The organism is Flavobacterium aquidurense (genome assembly GCF_001404985.1).
Taxonomy (GTDB): Bacteria; Bacteroidota; Bacteroidia; order Flavobacteriales; family Flavobacteriaceae; genus Flavobacterium; species Flavobacterium aquidurense_B.
The window spans coordinates 494,893-514,310 of sequence record NZ_JRLF01000012.1; the positions used below are offsets into that span (position 1 = coordinate 494,893).

Annotated in this window: 17 protein-coding genes; 4 read left to right on the forward strand and 13 right to left on the reverse strand. The window is 33.8% G+C overall.

Annotated elements, in window-relative coordinates; all coding sequences use genetic code 11:
* Positions 1-74: 74 nt before the first annotated feature.
* From RC62_RS13990 to RC62_RS14005, 4 genes are all read right to left on the reverse strand, one after another.
* Positions 75-719 carry a suppressor of fused domain protein gene (locus tag RC62_RS13990; RefSeq protein ID WP_055096173.1) on the reverse strand — a complete coding sequence of 215 codons (645 nt, stop codon included), beginning with the start codon at positions 717-719 and terminating at the stop codon, positions 75-77.
* Positions 720-864: 145 nt separating this feature from the next.
* Positions 865-1,539: a carbonic anhydrase gene (locus RC62_RS13995; protein WP_055096174.1), complete on the reverse strand. Its 675-nt coding sequence runs from the start codon at positions 1,537-1,539 to the stop codon at positions 865-867.
* A gap of 110 nt (positions 1,540-1,649) precedes the next feature.
* Positions 1,650-2,549, reverse strand: a complete 900-nt coding sequence (locus RC62_RS14000) for an arginase family protein (protein ID WP_055096176.1) — start codon at positions 2,547-2,549, stop codon at positions 1,650-1,652.
* Positions 2,550-2,618: 69 nt separating this feature from the next.
* Positions 2,619-2,753, reverse strand: coding sequence for a SymE family type I addiction module toxin (locus RC62_RS14005; RefSeq protein ID WP_245176830.1), 135 nt, complete (start codon positions 2,751-2,753; stop codon positions 2,619-2,621).
* 406 nt (positions 2,754-3,159) lie between these two features.
* Here RC62_RS14005 and RC62_RS14010 point away from each other — a divergent pair, with 406 nt between their 5' ends.
* Positions 3,160-4,002 carry a hypothetical protein gene (locus RC62_RS14010; protein WP_055096180.1) on the forward strand — a complete coding sequence of 281 codons (843 nt, stop codon included), beginning with the start codon at positions 3,160-3,162 and terminating at the stop codon, positions 4,000-4,002.
* Between the two features lie 118 nt (positions 4,003-4,120).
* Here RC62_RS14010 and RC62_RS14015 read toward each other — a convergent pair whose 3' ends face one another.
* The 6 genes from RC62_RS14015 to truA form a co-directional block, all read right to left on the reverse strand.
* Complete coding sequence (locus tag RC62_RS14015) at positions 4,121-4,876, reverse strand: YegJ family protein (RefSeq protein WP_055096182.1); 756 nt, start codon at positions 4,874-4,876, stop codon at positions 4,121-4,123.
* Positions 4,877-5,067: 191 nt separating this feature from the next.
* Positions 5,068-6,552: a DUF1254 domain-containing protein gene (locus tag RC62_RS14020; RefSeq protein WP_082421300.1), complete on the reverse strand. Its 1,485-nt coding sequence runs from the start codon at positions 6,550-6,552 to the stop codon at positions 5,068-5,070.
* Between the two features lie 369 nt (positions 6,553-6,921).
* The gene (gene lpdA / locus RC62_RS14025) at positions 6,922-8,310 is read right to left on the reverse strand and encodes a dihydrolipoyl dehydrogenase (RefSeq protein ID WP_017496030.1); all 1,389 of its coding nucleotides are present in this window, start codon (positions 8,308-8,310) and stop codon (positions 6,922-6,924) included.
* A gap of 270 nt (positions 8,311-8,580) precedes the next feature.
* A complete protein-coding gene (locus RC62_RS14030; RefSeq protein ID WP_055096184.1) occupies positions 8,581-9,165 on the reverse strand; it encodes an NUMOD4 domain-containing protein in 585 nt (194 codons plus the stop codon).
* A gap of 142 nt (positions 9,166-9,307) precedes the next feature.
* Positions 9,308-11,062, reverse strand: coding sequence for an ABC transporter ATP-binding protein (locus tag RC62_RS14035; RefSeq protein ID WP_055096185.1), 1,755 nt, complete (start codon positions 11,060-11,062; stop codon positions 9,308-9,310).
* 149 nt (positions 11,063-11,211) lie between these two features.
* Positions 11,212-11,952, reverse strand: a complete 741-nt coding sequence (gene truA, locus RC62_RS14045; RefSeq protein ID WP_055096189.1) for a tRNA pseudouridine(38-40) synthase TruA — start codon at positions 11,950-11,952, stop codon at positions 11,212-11,214.
* A gap of 502 nt (positions 11,953-12,454) precedes the next feature.
* Here truA and RC62_RS14050 point away from each other — a divergent pair.
* Together RC62_RS14050 and RC62_RS14055 are read left to right on the forward strand one after the other, a co-directional pair.
* Complete coding sequence (locus RC62_RS14050; RefSeq protein WP_055096191.1) at positions 12,455-14,371, forward strand: SPFH domain-containing protein; 1,917 nt, start codon at positions 12,455-12,457, stop codon at positions 14,369-14,371.
* A gap of 203 nt (positions 14,372-14,574) precedes the next feature.
* Positions 14,575-15,069 (forward strand): metallophosphoesterase family protein, encoded by a 495-nt coding sequence (locus RC62_RS14055; RefSeq protein WP_055096193.1) that lies wholly within the window; start codon positions 14,575-14,577, stop codon positions 15,067-15,069.
* A gap of 6 nt (positions 15,070-15,075) precedes the next feature.
* Here the strand turns inward: RC62_RS14055 and RC62_RS14060 are convergent, their stop codons facing one another.
* From RC62_RS14060 to RC62_RS14070, 3 genes are all read right to left on the reverse strand, one after another.
* On the reverse strand, positions 15,076-16,002 hold the full coding sequence (locus RC62_RS14060; protein WP_055096195.1) for a sensor histidine kinase: 927 nt from the start codon (positions 16,000-16,002) through the stop codon (positions 15,076-15,078).
* 46 nt (positions 16,003-16,048) lie between these two features.
* A complete protein-coding gene (locus RC62_RS14065; RefSeq protein ID WP_055096197.1) occupies positions 16,049-16,711 on the reverse strand; it encodes a response regulator transcription factor in 663 nt (220 codons plus the stop codon).
* A gap of 153 nt (positions 16,712-16,864) precedes the next feature.
* A complete protein-coding gene (locus RC62_RS14070) occupies positions 16,865-17,278 on the reverse strand; it encodes a DUF4293 domain-containing protein (protein ID WP_055096199.1) in 414 nt (137 codons plus the stop codon).
* A 183-nt stretch (positions 17,279-17,461) separates the two neighbouring features.
* Between RC62_RS14070 and rho the strand changes: the two genes are divergently transcribed.
* On the forward strand, positions 17,462-19,378 hold the full coding sequence (rho, locus tag RC62_RS14075; RefSeq protein ID WP_055096201.1) for a transcription termination factor Rho: 1,917 nt from the start codon (positions 17,462-17,464) through the stop codon (positions 19,376-19,378).
* The last annotated feature ends 40 nt before the right edge of the window (positions 19,379-19,418 follow it).

The following is a 19,418-nucleotide window of genomic DNA, read 5'->3' on the forward strand; positions in this document are numbered from 1 at the left end:
AAAGCCCGACCCGCTTTTTCTGCGGGTAACGCCCAAATAAAAATCCGACTTAATTTTATAAATCGGATTATGCGTTATTTCCTTGTCAAATCAGTAATCAGCAACGGATTATTTTCTTTGAGTTTATTTACTAATTCCTCGGCAGTTTCCGGGTTTTCTATCAACTGATCATATTCAGCAGATGTGATTCCTACGATTTGCAAAAAGGTAACTTCGCCATGTGGGGTTTGTATTTTTTCCAGCTCTGAATCTGCGACAATAATCAAAGCAGTTATAGCGGTATCAGTATCAAGACGTATTGGTCCGTTTGCGGGCATATAATGAAACTCCTCAAACCAGTTTCCGCTGTCAAAAACATATCTGGCAATGTTTTGCAAAAGTGCAATTGCCCAACTTGGATTTCCGTTATCTGCTTCAAAAGGTTTAAGCCTAAAAGTGAGTTCAAATCCCCATTTGCTAAATTCGCTCTCTAATTTTGCTTCGTCATAGTACAACTCAGAAAAACCGTAGGTTACAAAATGAAGGTGGTCTGTTTGTTTTTTGCTTTCGTAAACACTTATGCCGTCAAGAGGATCTGGGCCACCAAGCATATAAGGTATTGGCGGTACATAATGTTTGGGTTCCTGATCCGGATAAAGTGCATCAAGCTCTTTGTCTATAGACAACCAGCCTACAGCATCGTCATCTGAAAATTGTTTTTTGTACTCTTCTAATGTCATGTTTTGAGCTTTGAATATTGATATTATAAATTTAAAACTTTTTTTAAATTGTCCTAATAAAAATTGAAATAAGGACGATATACAATAAAAAAATCCGACTTGTTTTTCACAAATCGGATTCATATTCTTTATTTTTATGCTGGAATTATAACTCCATTATTTTTCCGGTATGTACATCGTATTGCATGGAAACGATTTTTATTTTTTGTTTTTTCAAAACCGGATTATCTTCTATTAATTTTGCCGAATGTTTGATATTGGCATTAATAGCGCCTAAATAATTGTTTATTTTAGGAGTAATTTTATCGGCTTCGATTTCTTCATTTTCTAAAGAAATTGTTTCGACAATATTGTCAATGTGATTAAAATGCTTTTTGTAAGCCCCATCTTTATCATTGATATAAGCTTTTATAGCACCGCATTCTGTATGTCCTAAAACGACAATAAGTTTGGTGTCTAAATGTTCTACGGCATATTCTATGCTTCCCATATCGATATCAGAAATTAAGTTACCGGCATTTCGTATCACGAACAAATCGCCAATACCCTGATCAAATACAATTTCTGGAGAAACTCTGCTGTCTGAACAGGTAATAACTACAGCGAAAGGTTTTTGTGAGTCTTGATTTTCTAAAACAGATTTTTTATTCTGGTGCGGATGCAGTGATTTTTGATCCAGAAAACGCTGGTTTCCGGCTGTTAGTTTTTCTAAAGGAGTAAGTTCGTTGTTTTTAGAAGCATTATTGCTTTGCGATTCTCCTTGTTTACAAGCAAGTACGGTAAAAAATATCAGGGATAATATTGCGATTTTTGTTTTCATAATTCAATTTTTCAAAGTTGTGATCTATTATGTTTTAATAGAACCGTGCAAAATTACTTGCCTTTTAAAATTGAAACTGCCACAAAAAGTTTTTTCTGTATTAAATAAATCTAACTTTTATACTTGTTAAAAGTAGTTGTGAGCTGCTTTACAAACTCTTTTGTATATTGTCCTGTTGTATCAAGATCGGGATCAAGGATTGTGATTTCGAGTCCGCTTAGTTTCTCACTTTGAAACAAACAGGAGGTAAGCTCATTAAATTCATCATAAGTAAGTCCGTCCGGACTTGGGCTGTCTACGCATGGCATTATCGAGTTATTTAGTACATCGACATCGATATGAAGCCAGAAACCATCAAGATTTTTAGTTTTTACTTGTGATAGAAATGCTTCAATGCAATTTGAAATGCCTTGTTTTCGTAATTCATACAGACTTATATAAGTTGCAGACGAATTGCGAATTTCATTTTCATATTCATCGTCGTATTCCCGATTGCCTGTGCACCATAGGTTTTCCTCTTTTATATAAGGTGCGAGATTAAGAATATTAGTTAGCTTTTCAGGTCCTTTTCCGGTTACGATTGAAGCGGCCATTCCGCCAACTCCGCCAGTTTCAGATAAGGAAACATCCATAAAATCAGTATGGCCGTCGAGATAAAATAATCCGTAATTGCCTTTTTGTTTTAAAGCAATTGCAGGACCTAATAATATGCTGCAATCTCCGCCAAGTACAAACGGAAATTTATTTTGAGAAAGTAAATTGTTTATTAAATAGGCTTGTTCTCTGGCATAATCTACTAATGCATTTGCATTAAGAATAGTAGTTTCAGGATCTTTGATATTGGTATATTTTGGCGGATCAAGTCTTAGAATATTTTTAGGATCAATTTCTTTATGCAAATTATGTTTCCATAACCAGTCCGGCAATTTTTTTACGCCTGGTTCTTTTCCGGGTTGAGGTTCTTTTAAACCCAAATTTGATGGAAATTCAACAATGCATATTTCTTTCATGACTTTATTATTTAGGTATAAAGTTATAAAAATATAGCCTTTAATTTTTGTTGAATTATTAAAATAAGATCATTTCTCCAGATCATCAATAGTAATTATGAGCCTGTTTATTTCTTGTGTTACATTTATCATTTGTCCCTCGTTGAAACCTAGTTTTTTAAGCCATTTACCTTCAAGTCTTATCACCGGAATTTTTGTAGGCATATGCACTCCAGATTTGGATTTTGTGTGAATTTTTAGTGTTCTTGAGTTTATCATTGTCGTATAATTAAAAGCTTTTTTTGGTTTATTTCTTAATCAGACCAAATGTGATATAATTTTCTGAGAAAGTTGTCATCTTAAAAGTTGACAAAGATGTTTTTGATATTTAAGTATTGATTTTAAGGTTTTTATGAATGTAAATATTTTAATATTATTCTGATTTGTAAATTTTCTACTTAGATACTCTCAAATTTATAGAATTATTTTTTTAGGAAATAAAATGTTTTTTAAGAAATAAAACACCTGTAACCCTATTCTGTTATTCTAAAAACTTTTAGCGGATAAAGATGATATTATAAAGCCATTAATTTGAAAAAAATTTAAATATTAATTTGAAAAAAAATTAAATATGAAAAAATATCTCTTTTTTATTTTAGTCGGTCTTGCTTCATGTAGTGAAGAAAATAATTCATCAGAAACCATTAAGCACAATGAAGCCAATTTTACTTTATCTAAAAGTAATGAACGATCAGTTTGGAACAATATTCAGGTAGGAGAAACTCTAAAATTTGATGTGAAAATCAAAGATTTTGATTCTTCTCCTGATGTTGTTTATGTTTTGAAACCTATAACGGCTGATGCTACTAAACATCAGCAAAACAAAATTGATTATAATTTTCAGGAAGAAATAAAAGTAACTTCTTCACTTATGTCCGAGTCAATTGAGGATCAATTTGTAAAACAAACACGAGACAGTATTGTAGTTAAACTTGCAAATTCTTCCTTTTTTGTTTCGATTTTAAAACCCGGAAATTTCACCCAACAATATGAGCTTCGCAAAATGCTGGCAAACAAATATGTTGCGGGATCAACACAGGAAATATTATTTTCTGCAGTAAAAATCGAAATGTATACCTGGAACGAACAAACGTCTAATTCTAGCATGTTTGGGAATTCTAAACACAGTCGTTATTACGAATTTACAATTGATGATGGAGACCAGACAAACGACACTTATTTAACAGACAGTGATTCTAAGCAAAATACCTATACAGCATTATATAATGATAAAAAATTTAATGGCAACATTTTTATAAATAGTGCAATGACATTTAGCGAAAAAGTAAATACTGAAAAAGGTGCGCAAATCGTACCTAAATGGACATTATCTGAGCTTAAAATAACACAAAAAAGAAATCATGAACCTGATAACATAATCTTGTATAACAATTTGACTATTAAACAGAAATAAATAGCTTAAAAAAAGCACTTGATGTATACGGAACAGTTTAAAGAATTAAAAGCAAATTAGAAATCAATAAAACAAAAAGCCAATCTATATAGATTGGCTTTTTTTATCATAACACATTTTAATTCATTGTAAATATTGGAATTAAATGTTCCCATTTAAGTTGCTCTGCAAAATCTAAAGCCGTTTTGTTATTGTGCGTTTTTGCGTTTACATCTGCGCCGGCATCTATTAATACTTTTACGGTTGTGCTGTTTCCTGCAATTGCCTCGCGGTGTAAAAAAGTATACCCTAATTCATCCTGAGAAGTAAGTTCGCCTGGATTGGTTTTTATAAATTCCAGAAGACTTTCGTTCATGTTTTTACTCATTGGGTGCTCGATGAGGTTTTCTGGTTTTTCTTTTTGTTCATATGCAACCAGAATATCGTTGTAATCACCAAAATTTAACCCCCAGGCTTCATCATGTTCTTCTCTTTCGGTTTCGTTCATTTCTGATCGCATGGCTTGTATCGTGAAACCTCCATACGTTTTATCCTGAGTAACAAATAGCCAGTCACTAATTTGATTTGCCGGAATTTCGACATATTCGCCATTTCTGACATTCGTTAATTCGTTAGGATCGTTTACTAATATGCCTTTTATTTTATCGCCATCAAAATTGATTTCGTTTATCCACATATGTTCTACTACAGTTTCATTATCTATTTCCTGGGTAAAAGCTAATTTTACACAGGCAACATCAAGGGCAGGAACTATGCGGCGATATTCCCAGGATAGTTCTCTCCAGAAATATTTAAAAGTTTCTTGTGCTTTTTTGAATGCTTCAATCATTTTTGGGCTTTCTCCGTCTGCAAAAAATATTGGTGTATTTTCCATTACTGATATTTTAGAATAATTATTTCATATTAGGTAAATATAAAATTTTTGCTACAAAACGAATATATTATGTGTCAATTTTTAAGAATTTTTTATGCTGTTTAACTTGATTTTTATAGCGCGTCCAAAAAATCCGACCTGCTTTCACAAATCGGAATTAATTTTCCCAGAAGATTTTTTCGTTTTTAATTTTATGTTTTTATTACTCCGGGTGGCGTCCACTCATTTTTAATTGTTTTTTCTTCGGGTCCGTAACATCTAAAATAAAGACAGAAAATACCTTTAGGGCAAGGCAGCCAATTGGCTTTTTTATCGCCTTGAGGTTCTGAGTTTTGTATATATAGAGTAAGCGATCCGTCAGGATTATATTTTAAATCTTTATTTTTTGTACCCAAAGAATAACGTTTTATTTCATTGGGAGAAAAAAAGTGATGTTCATCATATAAAGTAAGTGACCAAAAGCCTTTTACAGGTGGCATTTTATCTTTTGCAAACGTTACTGTATATTGATTTGCACCATTTAGTCTTACGGCATTTGCATCAAGATCCTGATAATAGTATTTTGTTTCTAATCCTGTGTTTACCAGTATATTTGATTTGGCAATAGCGGTACGGGTAAAATAATCTGTTCCAAAAGCGGCACAATTGTTGGCCGTTGTCCAGTTATTGGAGAGTGGTATTCCCCAATTTCGGAATTGTAGTAACGGATCAATTAATTCTTTATCTGCTTTATGAGCTTCTTCTATCATAGCTTTTTTTAGTGCAGGATCTTTTTTTGCAGCTTCAATTACAGCAAGGACTTGTGCATAACGGGATTCTTCACCCGGCAAAGGTGGGGCATCTTTAAGAATAGCAGGGAGTTCATCAAAAAAGGTCTCAGGAAAAACCCATTTGGTTTCGCTGGTACCATTGTCTTTTGTTGGTGAAGCGAGAGATGGTAATTTACTCCAATCCTGAACTTTTGTTTTACCATCAAATTTATCCAAAGCATATACATCGATATTGTTTATTATCTTTTGTATTGCTTTTTTATCTTCGGGAGTATCGTCCTGAAATACTCTTGGTACAATAAAGGCCGTTCCTGTTTTACTGCGAAACGTTTTTGTAATTCCTTTTGGTATTTCGCCTTTCCAATTTGGACCCACTAATAAATAAAAACCGGGCTTTGTTCCGTACATTTTACCTATTTGAGCAAAAGCATCTGTTCGCAAATCAACCACTTGATAGACCCAAAAACGATCACCAAAATCCGGTACTTGTATCACAACCGGAGTTTCATCGAGTGCAGCAATTGCAGCACCATATACAACATCCTGATTAGGGCAGGCAACCCAGCGTTGCTCAGGTTTTATGTAATCGTGCAGCATGGCTAAAGAATTTAATGGTGCAAAAGGCAATACACCATTCATAAGCCCAACCTTTGGAGATTGTTTAAAAGCAAGACGCCTGTTGTAAATGTTTTCCATTGGCCATGCCCAAAAATAAGCATCTCTTGCAACTTGTCTGGCATAAGATTCAGTGATTTTAATATTAATATCCGGACCAGGGGGCAATTGTTTATTTACGTTAGTTGTATCAGTTTCTTTAGAATTTGATGTATTTAGATCTGTATTTTTACTTTGATTACAAGCTGTCAAAAGAAGCACAGATAAAAAATAAAGAAAGATTTTTTTCATAATGGCTATTTATTAGTGGTTATAAAATTTTACTATTTTCATCTTTTGTAAGTAAAACTGAACTTTATTGAAACTTGGTTCAGATTATAAGATCAGTTTAAATGATTTTTAGTTGGTAATGGAAAGGGTGTGTTGTCAGATTTTTAGTATAGATAAAAATACAAAAAAAACATAATAAGAAAAATATTATTTTTTGTATGTAGCTGTTTTTTAGCTTTTTGATTCTGTCTTTAGAGAAATAATCTAAAAAAAAAGATTTTTGTAGTAATGAAGAGGTAAAAAAAAAACCGACTTGCTTTCACAAATCGGATTTTAAATTGAAAATAATATGTAACTCGTATCAATGCTTTTACATCAATACAATATTTTTTACAAGTGAATTACTTCGCCGTAAGCATCAGCTACAGCTTCCATAACAGCCTCACTCATTGTTGGGTGAGGGTGAATAGATTTAAGGATTTCATGACCTGTAGTTTCTAATTTACGTGCTACAACTGCCTCAGCAATCATATCTGTAACACCAGCACCAATCATGTGGCATCCTAACCATTCTCCGTATTTAGCATCAAAGATTACTTTTACGAATCCGTCCGGAGTTCCGGCAGCTTTAGCTTTTCCAGAAGCTGAGAATGGGAATTTACCAATTTTTAATTCGTATCCTTTTTCTTTAGCTTGTTTCTCTGTTAAACCTACAGAAGCAATTTCAGGAGTTGCATATGTACAACCAGGAACGTTTCCGTAATCGATTGGGTCTACGTGTAAACCAGCAATTTTCTCTACACAGTTAATTCCTTCAGCCGAAGCTACGTGAGCTAGAGCTTGTCCTGGAGTAACGTCTCCAATTGCATAGTAACCAGGAATATTAGTTGCGTTGTAAGCGTTTACTAAGATTTTATCTCTGTCTACAGCGATTCCAACTTCTTCTAAACCTATGTTTTCAATGTTAGTTTTGATTCCAACAGCCGAAAGTACGATATCAGCTTCAAGAACTTCTTCACCTTTAGCCGTTTTAACAAACGCTTTTACTCCTGCACCGGTTGTGTCAATACGCTCAACAGATGAGTTCGTCATCACTTTAATTCCGGCTTTTTTCAAAGAACGCTCAAATTGTTTTGAGATATCTTCGTCTTCTACAGGAACAACGTTTGGCATAAATTCTACAATAGTAACATCAGTTCCCATTGAGTTGTAAAAATGAGCAAATTCAACCCCAATTGCTCCTGAACCTACAATAATCATAGATTTTGGCTGAGTTGGTAAAGTCATTGCCTGACGGTATCCTATTACTTTTACACCATCTTGTGGTAAGTTTGGTAACTCACGAGAGCGAGCTCCGGTTGCGATGATAATATGATCAGCGCTATATTCAGTAACTTTATTGTCTTTATCAGTAACGTCAAGTTTTTTACCTGGTTTTAGTTTTCCAAAACCTTCAATAACGTCAATTTTGTTTTTTTTCATCAAAAACTGAACTCCCTTGCTCATTCCTTCAGCAACACCACGGCTACGTTGTACTACGGCTGGAAAATCTTTATCGAATTCAGAAACCTTTAATCCATAATCAGAAGCGTGTTTTAAATAATCAAAAACCTGAGCTGATTTTAGTAATGCTTTTGTTGGGATACATCCCCAGTTTAAACATACACCACCAAGGTTTTCTTTTTCAACTACAGCTACTTTAAAGCCTAATTGTGAAGCTCTAATAGCTGTTACATATCCGCCAGGACCACTTCCTAAAACAATAACGTCGTATTTCATTTTTTTGGTTTTTAGTATTTATTACCGAAAACGAAGTTTAATTCCGAAACTCATTTTCCGATTTATTCTTTTGTTATTTGTGATTGCGAATTTAAGGATTTATTTTAAAAAACTAGTAAGATGTAAAAAAGTAAAAAGTAAAATGTGAAAATTGTGAGCTGTAAAAATGTTTAAGATGTAAAAAGAAAAAAAGGTAAAATGTGAAATGTTGATTTAATATTCAAACATTTCACATTTTACCTTTATCATTTTACAAAAAAAAAAAGACAATTAAACTTTAACGTGCCCCCAGTTTTCTCCGCTGGCAATACGTCTGATTTGCATTTCGCTTACGCCAAATTGTTTGGCAATCATTTTAAGACGTGTTTTTTGTTCCGGTCTTGCTAATATTTTTTTGATTAACATGACTTTGGTAGTTGTTAATTTTCTTCCGTCGGCTTTTAAGTTGTGTTCAATCAGGTTCTTTTTAGCCTGAATCACACGTGGACTTTTACGACTGTGAGCCATCATTTCGGCTTTTGTCGCCCAGCGTAAGTTATTTACATCATCATTGCTTCGGTTATAATCCAGGTGCAGGACATAGGTTTGATCTTCGGATGTTTTAGGGATAAAATATTGGGCAACTAATTTGTATAAAAAGAGATATTTATTGACAATTTTGTCGTCATTTTTAACCTTAAATCTAAAAGTTGGATAACCATCACTTAAACCGCCTTTTAAAATACGTCCGTTTTGTATTTCGTCTGAAAAGCTGATTAAGCGACCTTTATTTGAAATTGCATATCTAAGTTGTAATGATGCGTTTATTTCTATTTCTTTGAATTGTTCGTTTGGATAAAATCTATTTTGTGGCATTTTCTTTTACATTTAATTATAGATTCTCAAATATAATTAATTCAAAAAGCACAATTGTTACATAATTTCTATGAATTACCAGTTTTATGATTCCTATAACGCTAATTTAACTTTTTTAAGAAATATTTTAGCATTTGAAAATCTAGTTAGCGACCGAAAACTGTGAATCATAGAGGTTTTTATAGTATCCGTCGGGTTTATTCAGTAATTCCTGATGCGTTCCCTGTTCTACAATTAACCCTTTATCCATTACTACGATCTTATCTGCATTTACAATTGTGGCCAATCTATGTGCAATAATAATCGAAGTTCTTCCTTTGGTAATTGTTTCGGTGGCACGCTGAATCAATTCTTCAGAATAAGTATCAATTGACGATGTAGCTTCATCCAGAATCAAAATACTGGGATTACTGACATATGAGCGTAAAAACGCAATTAACTGTCGCTGTCCTGAAGAAAGCATTACACCACGTTCCTTAACATCAAAATCATAATTATCTGGCAAACTCATTATAAATTCATGCACACCAATTTTTTTAGCCGCATTTAAGACCTGCTCACGCGTAATTTCAGGATTATGCAAAGTAATGTTGTTATAAATCGTATCAGCAAATAAAAACACATCCTGTAGAACCACAGCAATTTGTTTTCGTAATGATGCCAGTGTATAATTTTCGATGTTGTGACCATCAATAAAAATAGTTCCGCTGTTTATTTCATAAAAGCGATTCAGTAAATTTATAATAGTCGATTTTCCTGCTCCGGTAGAACCTACAATGGCAATAGTTTGTCCGGAAGCCACAGATAAATCAATTCCTTTTATAACTTCTTCCTCCGGAATGTAACTAAAACGGACAGCTTCAAATTCGATACTTCCGTTAAAAACCGGTGCTTCAAGCGTTCCGGTATCCTGAATATGATCCTGAGTATCTATAATATCAAAAACACGATTGGCAGCAATCATTCCTAGTTGCATCTCGTTGAATTTATCCGCAATCTGACGTAACGGATTAAACAGCATTCCAATAAACATTGTATAAGAAAATAAATCTCCAAAAGTGGTAAAATGATCCCCGTTCAGGATTTTAAATCCACCGTAAACGACCACCAATCCCAGAGTAATTGACGAAATGATATCTGCAATCGGGAAAAATATCGAGTTATATAAAATTGTTTTTATCCACGCAACGCGGTGTTTATTGTTGATTTCCTTAAAGTTTTCAGCCTCGATTTTTTCACGGTTAAAAAGCTGTACAATCTTCATTCCCGTAACACGTTCCTGTACAAACGAGTTCATGTTGGCAATTTGAGTTCGAACCTCCTCGAAAGCTACCTGCATTTTACGCTGAAAAATTCGGGTAATAAAAACCAGAATTGGCATTGCAACCACAACGATCCAGGTTAGTTTCCAGTTCATGTAAAACATAAAAATCAGTACCACCAGCATTTTCATCAAATCACTAATGATCATGAACAACCCCTGGCTAAAAATACGGGCAATCGATTCAATGTCAGAAACTGATCTGGTAACCAATTGACCCACCGGAACCAAATCAAAATATTTCATTCTAAAACTCAAAATGTGCTTAAAAAGTTTCGTTCTAATATCTTTTACAATATCCTGACCCAGCCAGTTTGCCCAATAAACAAAATAAAACTGCGAGAAAACTTCAAATAAAAGAACCACTCCCATTAAAATAATATACATCAACAAACCCTGCTTATCATGTGTCTTGATATAGCCGTCGACCGTTTGTTTTAATAAATAGGGGCGAAGTGCTGCAAAAATTGACAGCGAAACGGCAAAAATTATAACGCCGTAATAGCGCCATTTATAGGGTTTGGTATATTTTAAAATTCGTTTGAATAATCCGGTATCAAATGCTTTTGCTTTCATTTTTATTTTTTGGAGCTATTCCCGCTTTACGTTACAAGTTTTTCTCAAAAATGTGTTTTTGTATTATTTTTATAAAGCTTCCGCTGGTCGCTCCATAAAAATTACAAAAACTGCATTTTTTTCAAAAAAGCTTTTCACTGCAATCAGGGCTATTTTATGATGTAATCGTAATCAATTTCGGTTAAATATAATCCGTGTGCCGGAACCGAGAAACCGGCTTTTTCTCTGCTTTTACTCGCAATGATTTTTTCAAAATCAGTCAGAGATATTTTGTGTAAACCAATATTTACCAAAGTGCCAACAATAGAACGAACCATATTTCGTAAAAAACGATTTGCTGATATGGTAAAAATTAAGTTCTTGTTTTCTGTTTTCCAATACGCCTCAAAAATCGTGCAATCAAAAGTGTTTACATCTGTGTTAACTTTAGAAAAACATTGAAAATCGGTGTGATTCAATAAGATTTTTGCGGCTTCATTCATCAAATCTACGTCTAATTTTTGGTTAAAATACCAACTCAATTCTTCCGAAAAGGGATTTTTAACAGTATTGATATGATATTCATATGTTCTCTTAGTCGCGTCAAATCTACAATGAGCGTCATCGTGAACTAATTTGATATCAAAAATCGCAATATCTTTTGGCAAGTATGAGTTGAGTTTATGTATTAAAACCGGAACATCTATTAAAGTGTCAAAATCAAAATGCGCATACATTTCCCTTGCATGAACACCAGTGTCAGTTCGTCCGGCACCCATTGCATTAATAGGTGAATTTAATAAAACCGAAAGTGCTTTGTTTAAAGTTTCCTGAACAGAAGAGGCATTGGGCTGAAATTGCCAACCGTGATAATGTGTTCCGTTATAGGCAAATTGAATAAAATATCTCATTTTAAGGTAAAGAGGTTCTAAAGTGCAAAGGTACAAAGGTTTTTTTTCTTTTTAAGGTTCAAAGAAACAAAGGGACAAAGGTTCATAGGTTTTTCCGAAATGTATATCGTAGAGGCGCACAGCAGTGCGTCTAACATTTGATAGATTTAAAGTAAGAAAACGAAAAAGGTTTTAGCGTTGCCGGACCTTGACAGATTTTTAAAAACTTTCAGGTTTCTATGTGAATACAAAAAAGACAGGCTGTAATAAATCTAAAAAAGAAAACCTTTGCACCTTAATATCTCTGCACCTTTATAACTTCTTCCAGAAACTGTTAAAACCTAAAATACAAATCATAGTTTACACAGTAAAAAATCGTGTCAGAAATTGACAATTCCAACGATTTAATCAAAGGCTTTTTTTAACATTATTTTGAAAAAACTGACAATAGTTAATTTTAAAATTATTTCATTTTAATAGGAAATATTTCTGCTATGTTTGTAATCTAATATAACCAAAAATTATGAATGAAATTACTTCTTATTGGTGGATAATTTTAATCTTATTCTCCATTATTTTTTACAAATTTATTTTACGGGTTTTCTTCGGGATGGTAATGGTTCCGGAAGATAAAATTGGTTTAGTGACCAAAAAATTCGTTTTGTTTGGAGCGGATAAATCGCTTCCTGATGGTCGTATTATTGCGACAAAAGGAGAAGCAGGATATCAGGCAAAAACGCTTGCCCCGGGTTTGTACTGGGGAATGTGGATCTGGCAATATTCGATAGATATGACCGGATTTACAGTTATACCTGAAGGTAAAATTGGACTCGTTTTAAGTAAAGACGGACAGGAAATCCCAACCGGGAGAATCTTAGCCAGAAAAGTAGACAGTGACAATTTTCAGGATGCTACTTTTTTCTTAAACAATGGCGGACAAAAAGGGCGTCAGACAGCTTTTATTACAACAGGTTCGTATCGTATAAATACGTTCTTGTTTGAAATTGTAATTGCAGATCAAATCAAAATCTACGAGAACATGATTGGTATTGTAACGGCTCTTGACGGAGAACCAATTCCGCAAGGACAAATTGCGGGTAAATTTGTTGAAGGTCATAATAACTTTCAGGATTTTGATAAATTTCTGGACAAAGGCGGAAACCGTGGATTACAGCCACAGGTAATGTTAGCAGGTTCATACTACATTAATACCTGGGGGATTTTAATTGAACAAAACCCAATGACAGATGTGCCTATTGGATATGTTGGAGTGGTGATTTCTTACATTGGCGAAGACGGTCAAGATGTTACAGGTGATACTTTTAAACACGGAAATATTGTTTCGAAAGGACAACGTGGTGTCTGGATGGAACCTTTTGGACCAGGAAAATATGCATTGAATAAATATACGACAAAATTAGAACCGGTTCCAACAACCAACTTAGTTTTGAACTGGGCAAATGCAAGAAGCGAATCGCATGATTTAGATAAAAATCTTTCTACGATCACTGTTCGTTCAAAAGATGGTTTTCCATTTAACCTTGATGTGGCACAAATTATTCACGTTCCGGCAAACGAAGCGCCAAAAGTAATTGCCCGTTTTGGAAGCATGAATAATCTGGTTTCTCAGGTTTTAGAACCTACAATTGGTAACTATTTTAGAAACTCGGCTCAGGACAGCGATGTGATTTCTTTTTTAAGTACAAGAAAAGAACGTCAGGAATCTGCTAAAAATCATATCAAATTAGTGCTTGACGAATATAACGTAAATGCTGTAGATACTTTGATTGGAGATATCGTTCCGCCAGATTCATTGATGAAAACCTTAACGGACAGAAAACTGGCTGAAGAAGAACAAAAAACATATCAAACCCAAAGAATGGCGCAAGAACAGCGTCAGGGAATGGAGAAAGAAACTGCGATTGCAGATATGCAAAAAGAAATTGTTCGTGCTTCGCAAAGTGTTGAGATCGCACAACGTACTGCAGATGCAACGGTTAAAAAAGCAGAAGGAGATGCAACCAGCTTAAAACTAAACGTAAACGCTGAAGCGGAAGCAACAAAAATGCGCGCAAATGCCGAAGCCGAAGCTACAAAAGCTAGAGCAGGAGCGCAGGCAGAAGCTACGAAACTAAACGCAAGCGCAGAAGCAGAAAGAATTTCTAAAACAGGTCTTGCTGAAGCGGAGAAAATTATGGCAATTGGTAAATCGACTGCTGAATCATACCAGCTTCAGGTTAGTGCAATGGGTGGAGACAATTTTACCAGATACAAAGTAACTGAGGAAATTGGTAAAGGAAATATCAAAGTAATTCCGGATGTATTGATTTCAGGGAATAGCGGTTCTGATGGCTCTATCAGTGGCTTATTAGGATTAAAACTAATGGAAATGATGGATACCAAAGATTCTAAAGATGTTAAGAATCCTAAGAAACAGTAATTGTTGTAAAATGTAAAAGGTTAGATGTGAAATGTAGATATGTGAAAAACAACGCATCTAACATAAATATGAAAATCCGATTTGCGAAAGCAATCGGATTTTTTTATATAAAAAAACTTAGAATCTTAGCAACTTAGAACCTTAGCATCTTTAAAAAAAACCTTTGTACCTTTGAGCCTCTGAAACTTTGCCCTTCAAATAAAATGAAAAAAATCCTCTTGCTTTCCGATACTCACAGTCATATTGATGATACTATTTTAAAATATGTTCATCAGGCAGATGAAGTCTGGCACGCCGGAGATATTGGTGATTTGAATGTTACAGATACCATAAAAAAGCTAAAACCTTTGCGTTGCGTTTACGGGAATATAGATGATGCACAAGCCAGATTAGAATTTCCTTTGCACAACAGATTTTTATGCGAAAATGTTGCTGTCTGGATTACTCACATTGGCGGTTATCCAGGAAAATACAATCCTGCAATTAGGGAAGAAATGGCTTTAAATCCGCCTAAATTATTTATTTGCGGACATTCACATATTTTAAAAGTAATGTTCGATAAAAAGAATAATTTATTGCATATGAATCCCGGTGCAGCAGGAAAAAGTGGATTTCACCAGGTGCGAACCATGCTGAGGTTTGTAATCGATGATGATAAAATAAAAGATCTGGAGATTATAGAAATCGGTAAGAAGTAGTACATGCTAATGAGGAAGCGGAATCTTAATTTTAATTAAAGTGCCTTCATTTGCTTTTGAAACAATTGACAGGCTTCCTTTGTATTTTTTAATTCTTGCTCTGATTTGGTTTAGACCAAAACCCTCGGATTCATTTAGTTTTTCGGTCTTAAAACCTTTTCCGTCATCATTTATGATAATGCAGAATTTATTTTCTTTTTCTTCTAATAAAATGTGGGCTTTTTTTGCACCACTATGTTTTATAATGTTACTAAAAAGTTCTGAAACAATAAAATAGACTTTCATTTCAAATTTTTCCGTATACCTTTTATCTGTTGGGATTTTACTTGAAAATGCAAAATTAATACTGGAGTTTGAGTTTTTCTCACACAAATCCTCCAGCGCAAAGATTAAACCAAAACGAACCAAAAGGGCTGGAATCAGATCATGTGACATATCTCGTAAAAGATCATGCGCTTCTTGTAAAATAGTTTTTGCTTTCTGGATTTCTTCGGATTTTATATTATTTTGTGCTGTAAAAGTGTTTAAATGCAAGCCTACAGAAGATAACAAGGAATTAATATTGTCATGTAAAAATGAGGCGATTTTTTTGCGTTCAATTTCATTGCTGTCAATTCCTGCATTAATAATATTAAGCAATATTTTTTGCTTGGTATCCTTGCGTTTAATTTTTTGTTTGAGTTTGTTGTTTTGATAAAAGAAATAGAATAAAAAACAAAGTATAATTATAATAACAATAGAAAGGCTGACGATTTTTTTATTGTGTAATTGCTCAGTTTTTTGAATTTTAGCTTCAGTTGTTTTCTTTAAATTCTCCTGAATTGTAATACTTGATTCATGAGTGTTTACAAGTGATTTTTGCTGACTCAATATAGTATTTCCGCCTATAGAAGTGAAGAAAATAAATGCTATAAAAACTCTGATTAAAGCCATAAACCAACTGTGAATTACGAAATAGATTTAATTTTTTTGAATGTGACTAAGGATTTATTAAATTATTTTTCAATGCATATTTTACAAGACCAATAGTGCTTTTGATCTGTAGTTTTTTCATGATGTTTTTTCGATGGGTTTCAACTGTATTCATGCTGATAAAAAGTTCCTCGCTAATTTCCTTGCTGCTATATTCGAGTGAAATCAATATCGTAATTTCGATTTCACGAGCACTTAAAATGGGATTCATAACATAAAGATCCTTGTTGAATTTAGGATTATTATGAGTGAATCTGTTAAAGATTTTTTCTCTGACAGCATCACAAAAATATTCCTGATTCTGATAGACAGCTTCGATGGCTTCAATGATGTTTTCGCCGGCACATTTTTTTGTGAGATAACCTTTAGCGCCTAATTTCATTACTTCCTTTATAAGTTTTAGATCATCATAGCTGGATAAAATAATAACTTTACAGGGAAACTCTTTCTTACTGAATTCTTTTAGTGTTTCAATGCCATCTTTTTTAGGCATGCTTATATCCAGGATCAAAATATCGGCGTTGTCCATAATAACATCATCATAAACAGTAGTTCCGTCTAAGGAGCTGCCTACAACCTCAAAGTTGTTTACAGTCTGGAGTAAATTCGTAAGGCCATCGATAAGTACTTGATGATCATCAGCAAGATGTATCCTTATTTTTTGTGTCATGATTTTTTATGGAACTTAAAAAGCAAATTTATGAAAAAAATATCTTACAAAGTTGTTTTAAATTCTATAAGTTGATTTTGAAAAACAGAGATACAAAAAAACCCGAATTATAAATTCGGGTTCTCTTCGCACAAAAAAATTAAGTTTATAGGTTTATCTCAAACGGTCTACAGATTTTACGAGATCTTCATCCTTCTTGATGGCCTTATTAGCTAAAACTAATAATACGATAGCAACAATTGGCAGAAACATCCCAATACCTTTCTCTGAAACAGCAACTGTTTCTCCAGATAAATTTAGAGAGCGATATACAAACAATCCTAATAAAATTAAATTTAATATTATGTTCAGTCTGCCCATTACAAACTGATTTTGTCTTTTCTTGTATGAAATGATACTTATGATAGTAAGCATAGTACTTAATCCCAGCAAAATTGTGTAAAACTGATCTTGCATAAAATAAAATGTTTTACCATTATTTAATGTCCAAAGCGGAATAAAAAATAATAATACCCCCGTAATTAAAAAGGTAAGAATTAAATATACTGTTTGAATTCGTTGTATCATGATCTAAAATTGTTTTACAAAAATATATTTTCTTTTTTTAAAATACTATTGTATGATTAAATTTTATTCGTATTATTGCATCATAATACCGTAAGCACTTCATACTGCGGTCAATCGAAAACAATTATCTACCTATTCTTTTTACAGTATTTCCGTTAAAATAATTAAATTCATAGAACATTCATGTTTGATATTTCTGCATTAAAAGAAATGAAGCTTTCTGAGCTTCAAGAAATAGCTAAGTTAGCTAAAACTATAAAGTTTACCGGTGTCAAAAAAGAGGCCTTAATTAGCCAGATTTTAGCACATCAGGAAACCACTATAGCACCACCTGCTAGTGCTGTAACTGAAACTGAAAAAGTTGATGATAAGCCGAAAAGAGCAAGGATTGTTCCTGTAAAAAAAGCGCCTATTAGCAAAAATGCTCCAGTATTAGAATTTGATAAAGTAGAGGAAACTCCTGAAAAAATAGAAACTCCGGCAGTTGTAAAAGCTCCAGCAGCTAAAATAGCTCCTAAAACGAAACAAGCTCCTGTAGTTAAACAACCTGCAGAAGAAAAGATAGTTGCAGAGCAGGAAAATCCTGAAGTTCAGGAAACGGCTGAGGATGCAGTGTCAGAGAAAAAAGGACCAAAAATCGTAAAATTTAATAAATCAGCTTACGAGAAAAAAGTCGCTTTGCAAAAAGAAAAAGAAGCCACGAAGGAAGTAACTCCGGAAAGCGAAGCTGTAGCAGAAACTTTAACTGCTGAAAAAACAGAAGCACCAGTTGCGGTTAAAAAGGTTAATCCGAACCAAAATAAGAACCCAAACCAGAATCTGAATCCTAATCCTAATCAGAACCCTAACCAAACTGCAAATCAGAATCCTAATCCAAACGCTAATCCAAATGCAAATGGTAACGGAAATGGAAATGGGAATAATGGGAATCAAAATCCAAATCATAAAAACAAGAAAAATAATTTTAGAGATTCAGACTTTGAATTTGACGGAATTATCGAAAGTGAAGGTGTTCTTGAAATGATGCCGGACGGTTATGGTTTTTTACGTTCATCAGATTATAATTATTTAGCTTCACCGGATGATATTTATTTATCAACTTCACAAATCAGATTATTTGGTCTTAAAACCGGAGATACTGTAAAAGGAGTGGTTCGTCCTCCTAAAGAAGGTGAGAAATTTTTTCCTTTGGTTCGTGTACTTAAAATCAATGGTCACGATCCGCAAGTAGTTCGCGACAGAGTTTCTTTTGAACACCTGACACCAGTTTTCCCTTCAGAAAAATTTAAATTAGCCGAAAAAGGCAGCTCAGTTTCAACCCGTATTATCGATTTGTTTTCTCCAATTGGTAAAGGACAACGTGGTATGATTGTAGCTCAGCCTAAAACAGGTAAAACAATGTTATTAAAAGACATTGCAAATGCAATTGCAGCAAATCACCCTGAGGTTTATCTTATTGTTCTTTTGATCGATGAGCGTCCTGAAGAGGTTACAGATATGCAGCGTAGCGTGCGTGGAGAAGTTATTGCTTCTACTTTTGACAGAGAACCACAAGAACACGTGAAAATTGCAAATATCGTTCTTGAAAAAGCAAAACGTCTGGTAGAATGTGGTCACGATGTTGTTATTCTTTTAGATTCGATTACACGTTTGGCAAGAGCTTATAATACTGTTCAGCCAGCATCTGGAAAAGTTTTAAGTGGTGGTGTTGATGCAAATGCATTACAAAAACCAAAACGTTTCTTTGGAGCAGCAAGAAATGTAGAAAATGGCGGTTCATTAAGTATTATCGCAACTGCATTGACTGAAACAGGTTCTAAAATGGATGAGGTTATCTTTGAAGAATTTAAAGGAACCGGTAACATGGAGCTTCAACTGGATCGTAAAATCGCCAACAAACGTATTTTCCCAGCAATTGATCTTACTTCGTCAAGTACACGTCGTGATGATTTATTATTAGATGAGAAAACATTACAAAGAATGTGGATCATGCGTAAATATCTATCAGATATGAATCCGGTGGAATCTATGGATTTTGTAAACGATCGTTTCAAGAAAACAAGAAATAATGAAGAGTTTTTGATCTCTATGAATGACTAGAGGAAGGTTCAGAGGTACAAAGTTAAAAAGGATCTGAGGT

Bases quoted from the DNA above. Each gene is read 5' to 3' on its own strand.
- rho (WP_055096201.1), top strand. From the start codon at position 17,462: ATGTTTGATATTTCTGCATTAAAAGAAATGAAGCTTTCTGAGCTTCAA.
- RC62_RS14060 (WP_055096195.1), bottom strand. From the start codon at position 16,002: ATGGCTTTAATCAGAGTTTTTATAGCATTTATTTTCTTCACTTCTATA.
- RC62_RS14000 (WP_055096176.1), bottom strand. From the start codon at position 2,549: ATGAAAGAAATATGCATTGTTGAATTTCCATCAAATTTGGGTTTAAAA.
- RC62_RS14050 (WP_055096191.1), top strand. From the start codon at position 12,455: ATGAATGAAATTACTTCTTATTGGTGGATAATTTTAATCTTATTCTCC.
- RC62_RS14030 (WP_055096184.1), bottom strand. From the start codon at position 9,165: ATGCCACAAAATAGATTTTATCCAAACGAACAATTCAAAGAAATAGAA.
- lpdA (WP_017496030.1), bottom strand. From the start codon at position 8,310: ATGAAATACGACGTTATTGTTTTAGGAAGTGGTCCTGGCGGATATGTA.
- RC62_RS14005 (WP_245176830.1), bottom strand. From the start codon at position 2,753: ATGCCTACAAAAATTCCGGTGATAAGACTTGAAGGTAAATGGCTTAAA.
- RC62_RS14010 (WP_055096180.1), top strand. From the start codon at position 3,160: ATGAAAAAATATCTCTTTTTTATTTTAGTCGGTCTTGCTTCATGTAGT.
- RC62_RS13995 (WP_055096174.1), bottom strand. From the start codon at position 1,539: ATGAAAACAAAAATCGCAATATTATCCCTGATATTTTTTACCGTACTT.
- RC62_RS14020 (WP_082421300.1), bottom strand. From the start codon at position 6,552: ATGAAAAAAATCTTTCTTTATTTTTTATCTGTGCTTCTTTTGACAGCT.
- RC62_RS14070 (WP_055096199.1), bottom strand. From the start codon at position 17,278: ATGATACAACGAATTCAAACAGTATATTTAATTCTTACCTTTTTAATT.
- RC62_RS14015 (WP_055096182.1), bottom strand. From the start codon at position 4,876: ATGGAAAATACACCAATATTTTTTGCAGACGGAGAAAGCCCAAAAATG.
- RC62_RS14035 (WP_055096185.1), bottom strand. From the start codon at position 11,062: ATGAAAGCAAAAGCATTTGATACCGGATTATTCAAACGAATTTTAAAA.
- truA (WP_055096189.1), bottom strand. From the start codon at position 11,952: ATGAGATATTTTATTCAATTTGCCTATAACGGAACACATTATCACGGT.
- RC62_RS14055 (WP_055096193.1), top strand. From the start codon at position 14,575: ATGAAAAAAATCCTCTTGCTTTCCGATACTCACAGTCATATTGATGAT.
- RC62_RS14065 (WP_055096197.1), bottom strand. From the start codon at position 16,711: ATGACACAAAAAATAAGGATACATCTTGCTGATGATCATCAAGTACTT.
- RC62_RS13990 (WP_055096173.1), bottom strand. From the start codon at position 719: ATGACATTAGAAGAGTACAAAAAACAATTTTCAGATGACGATGCTGTA.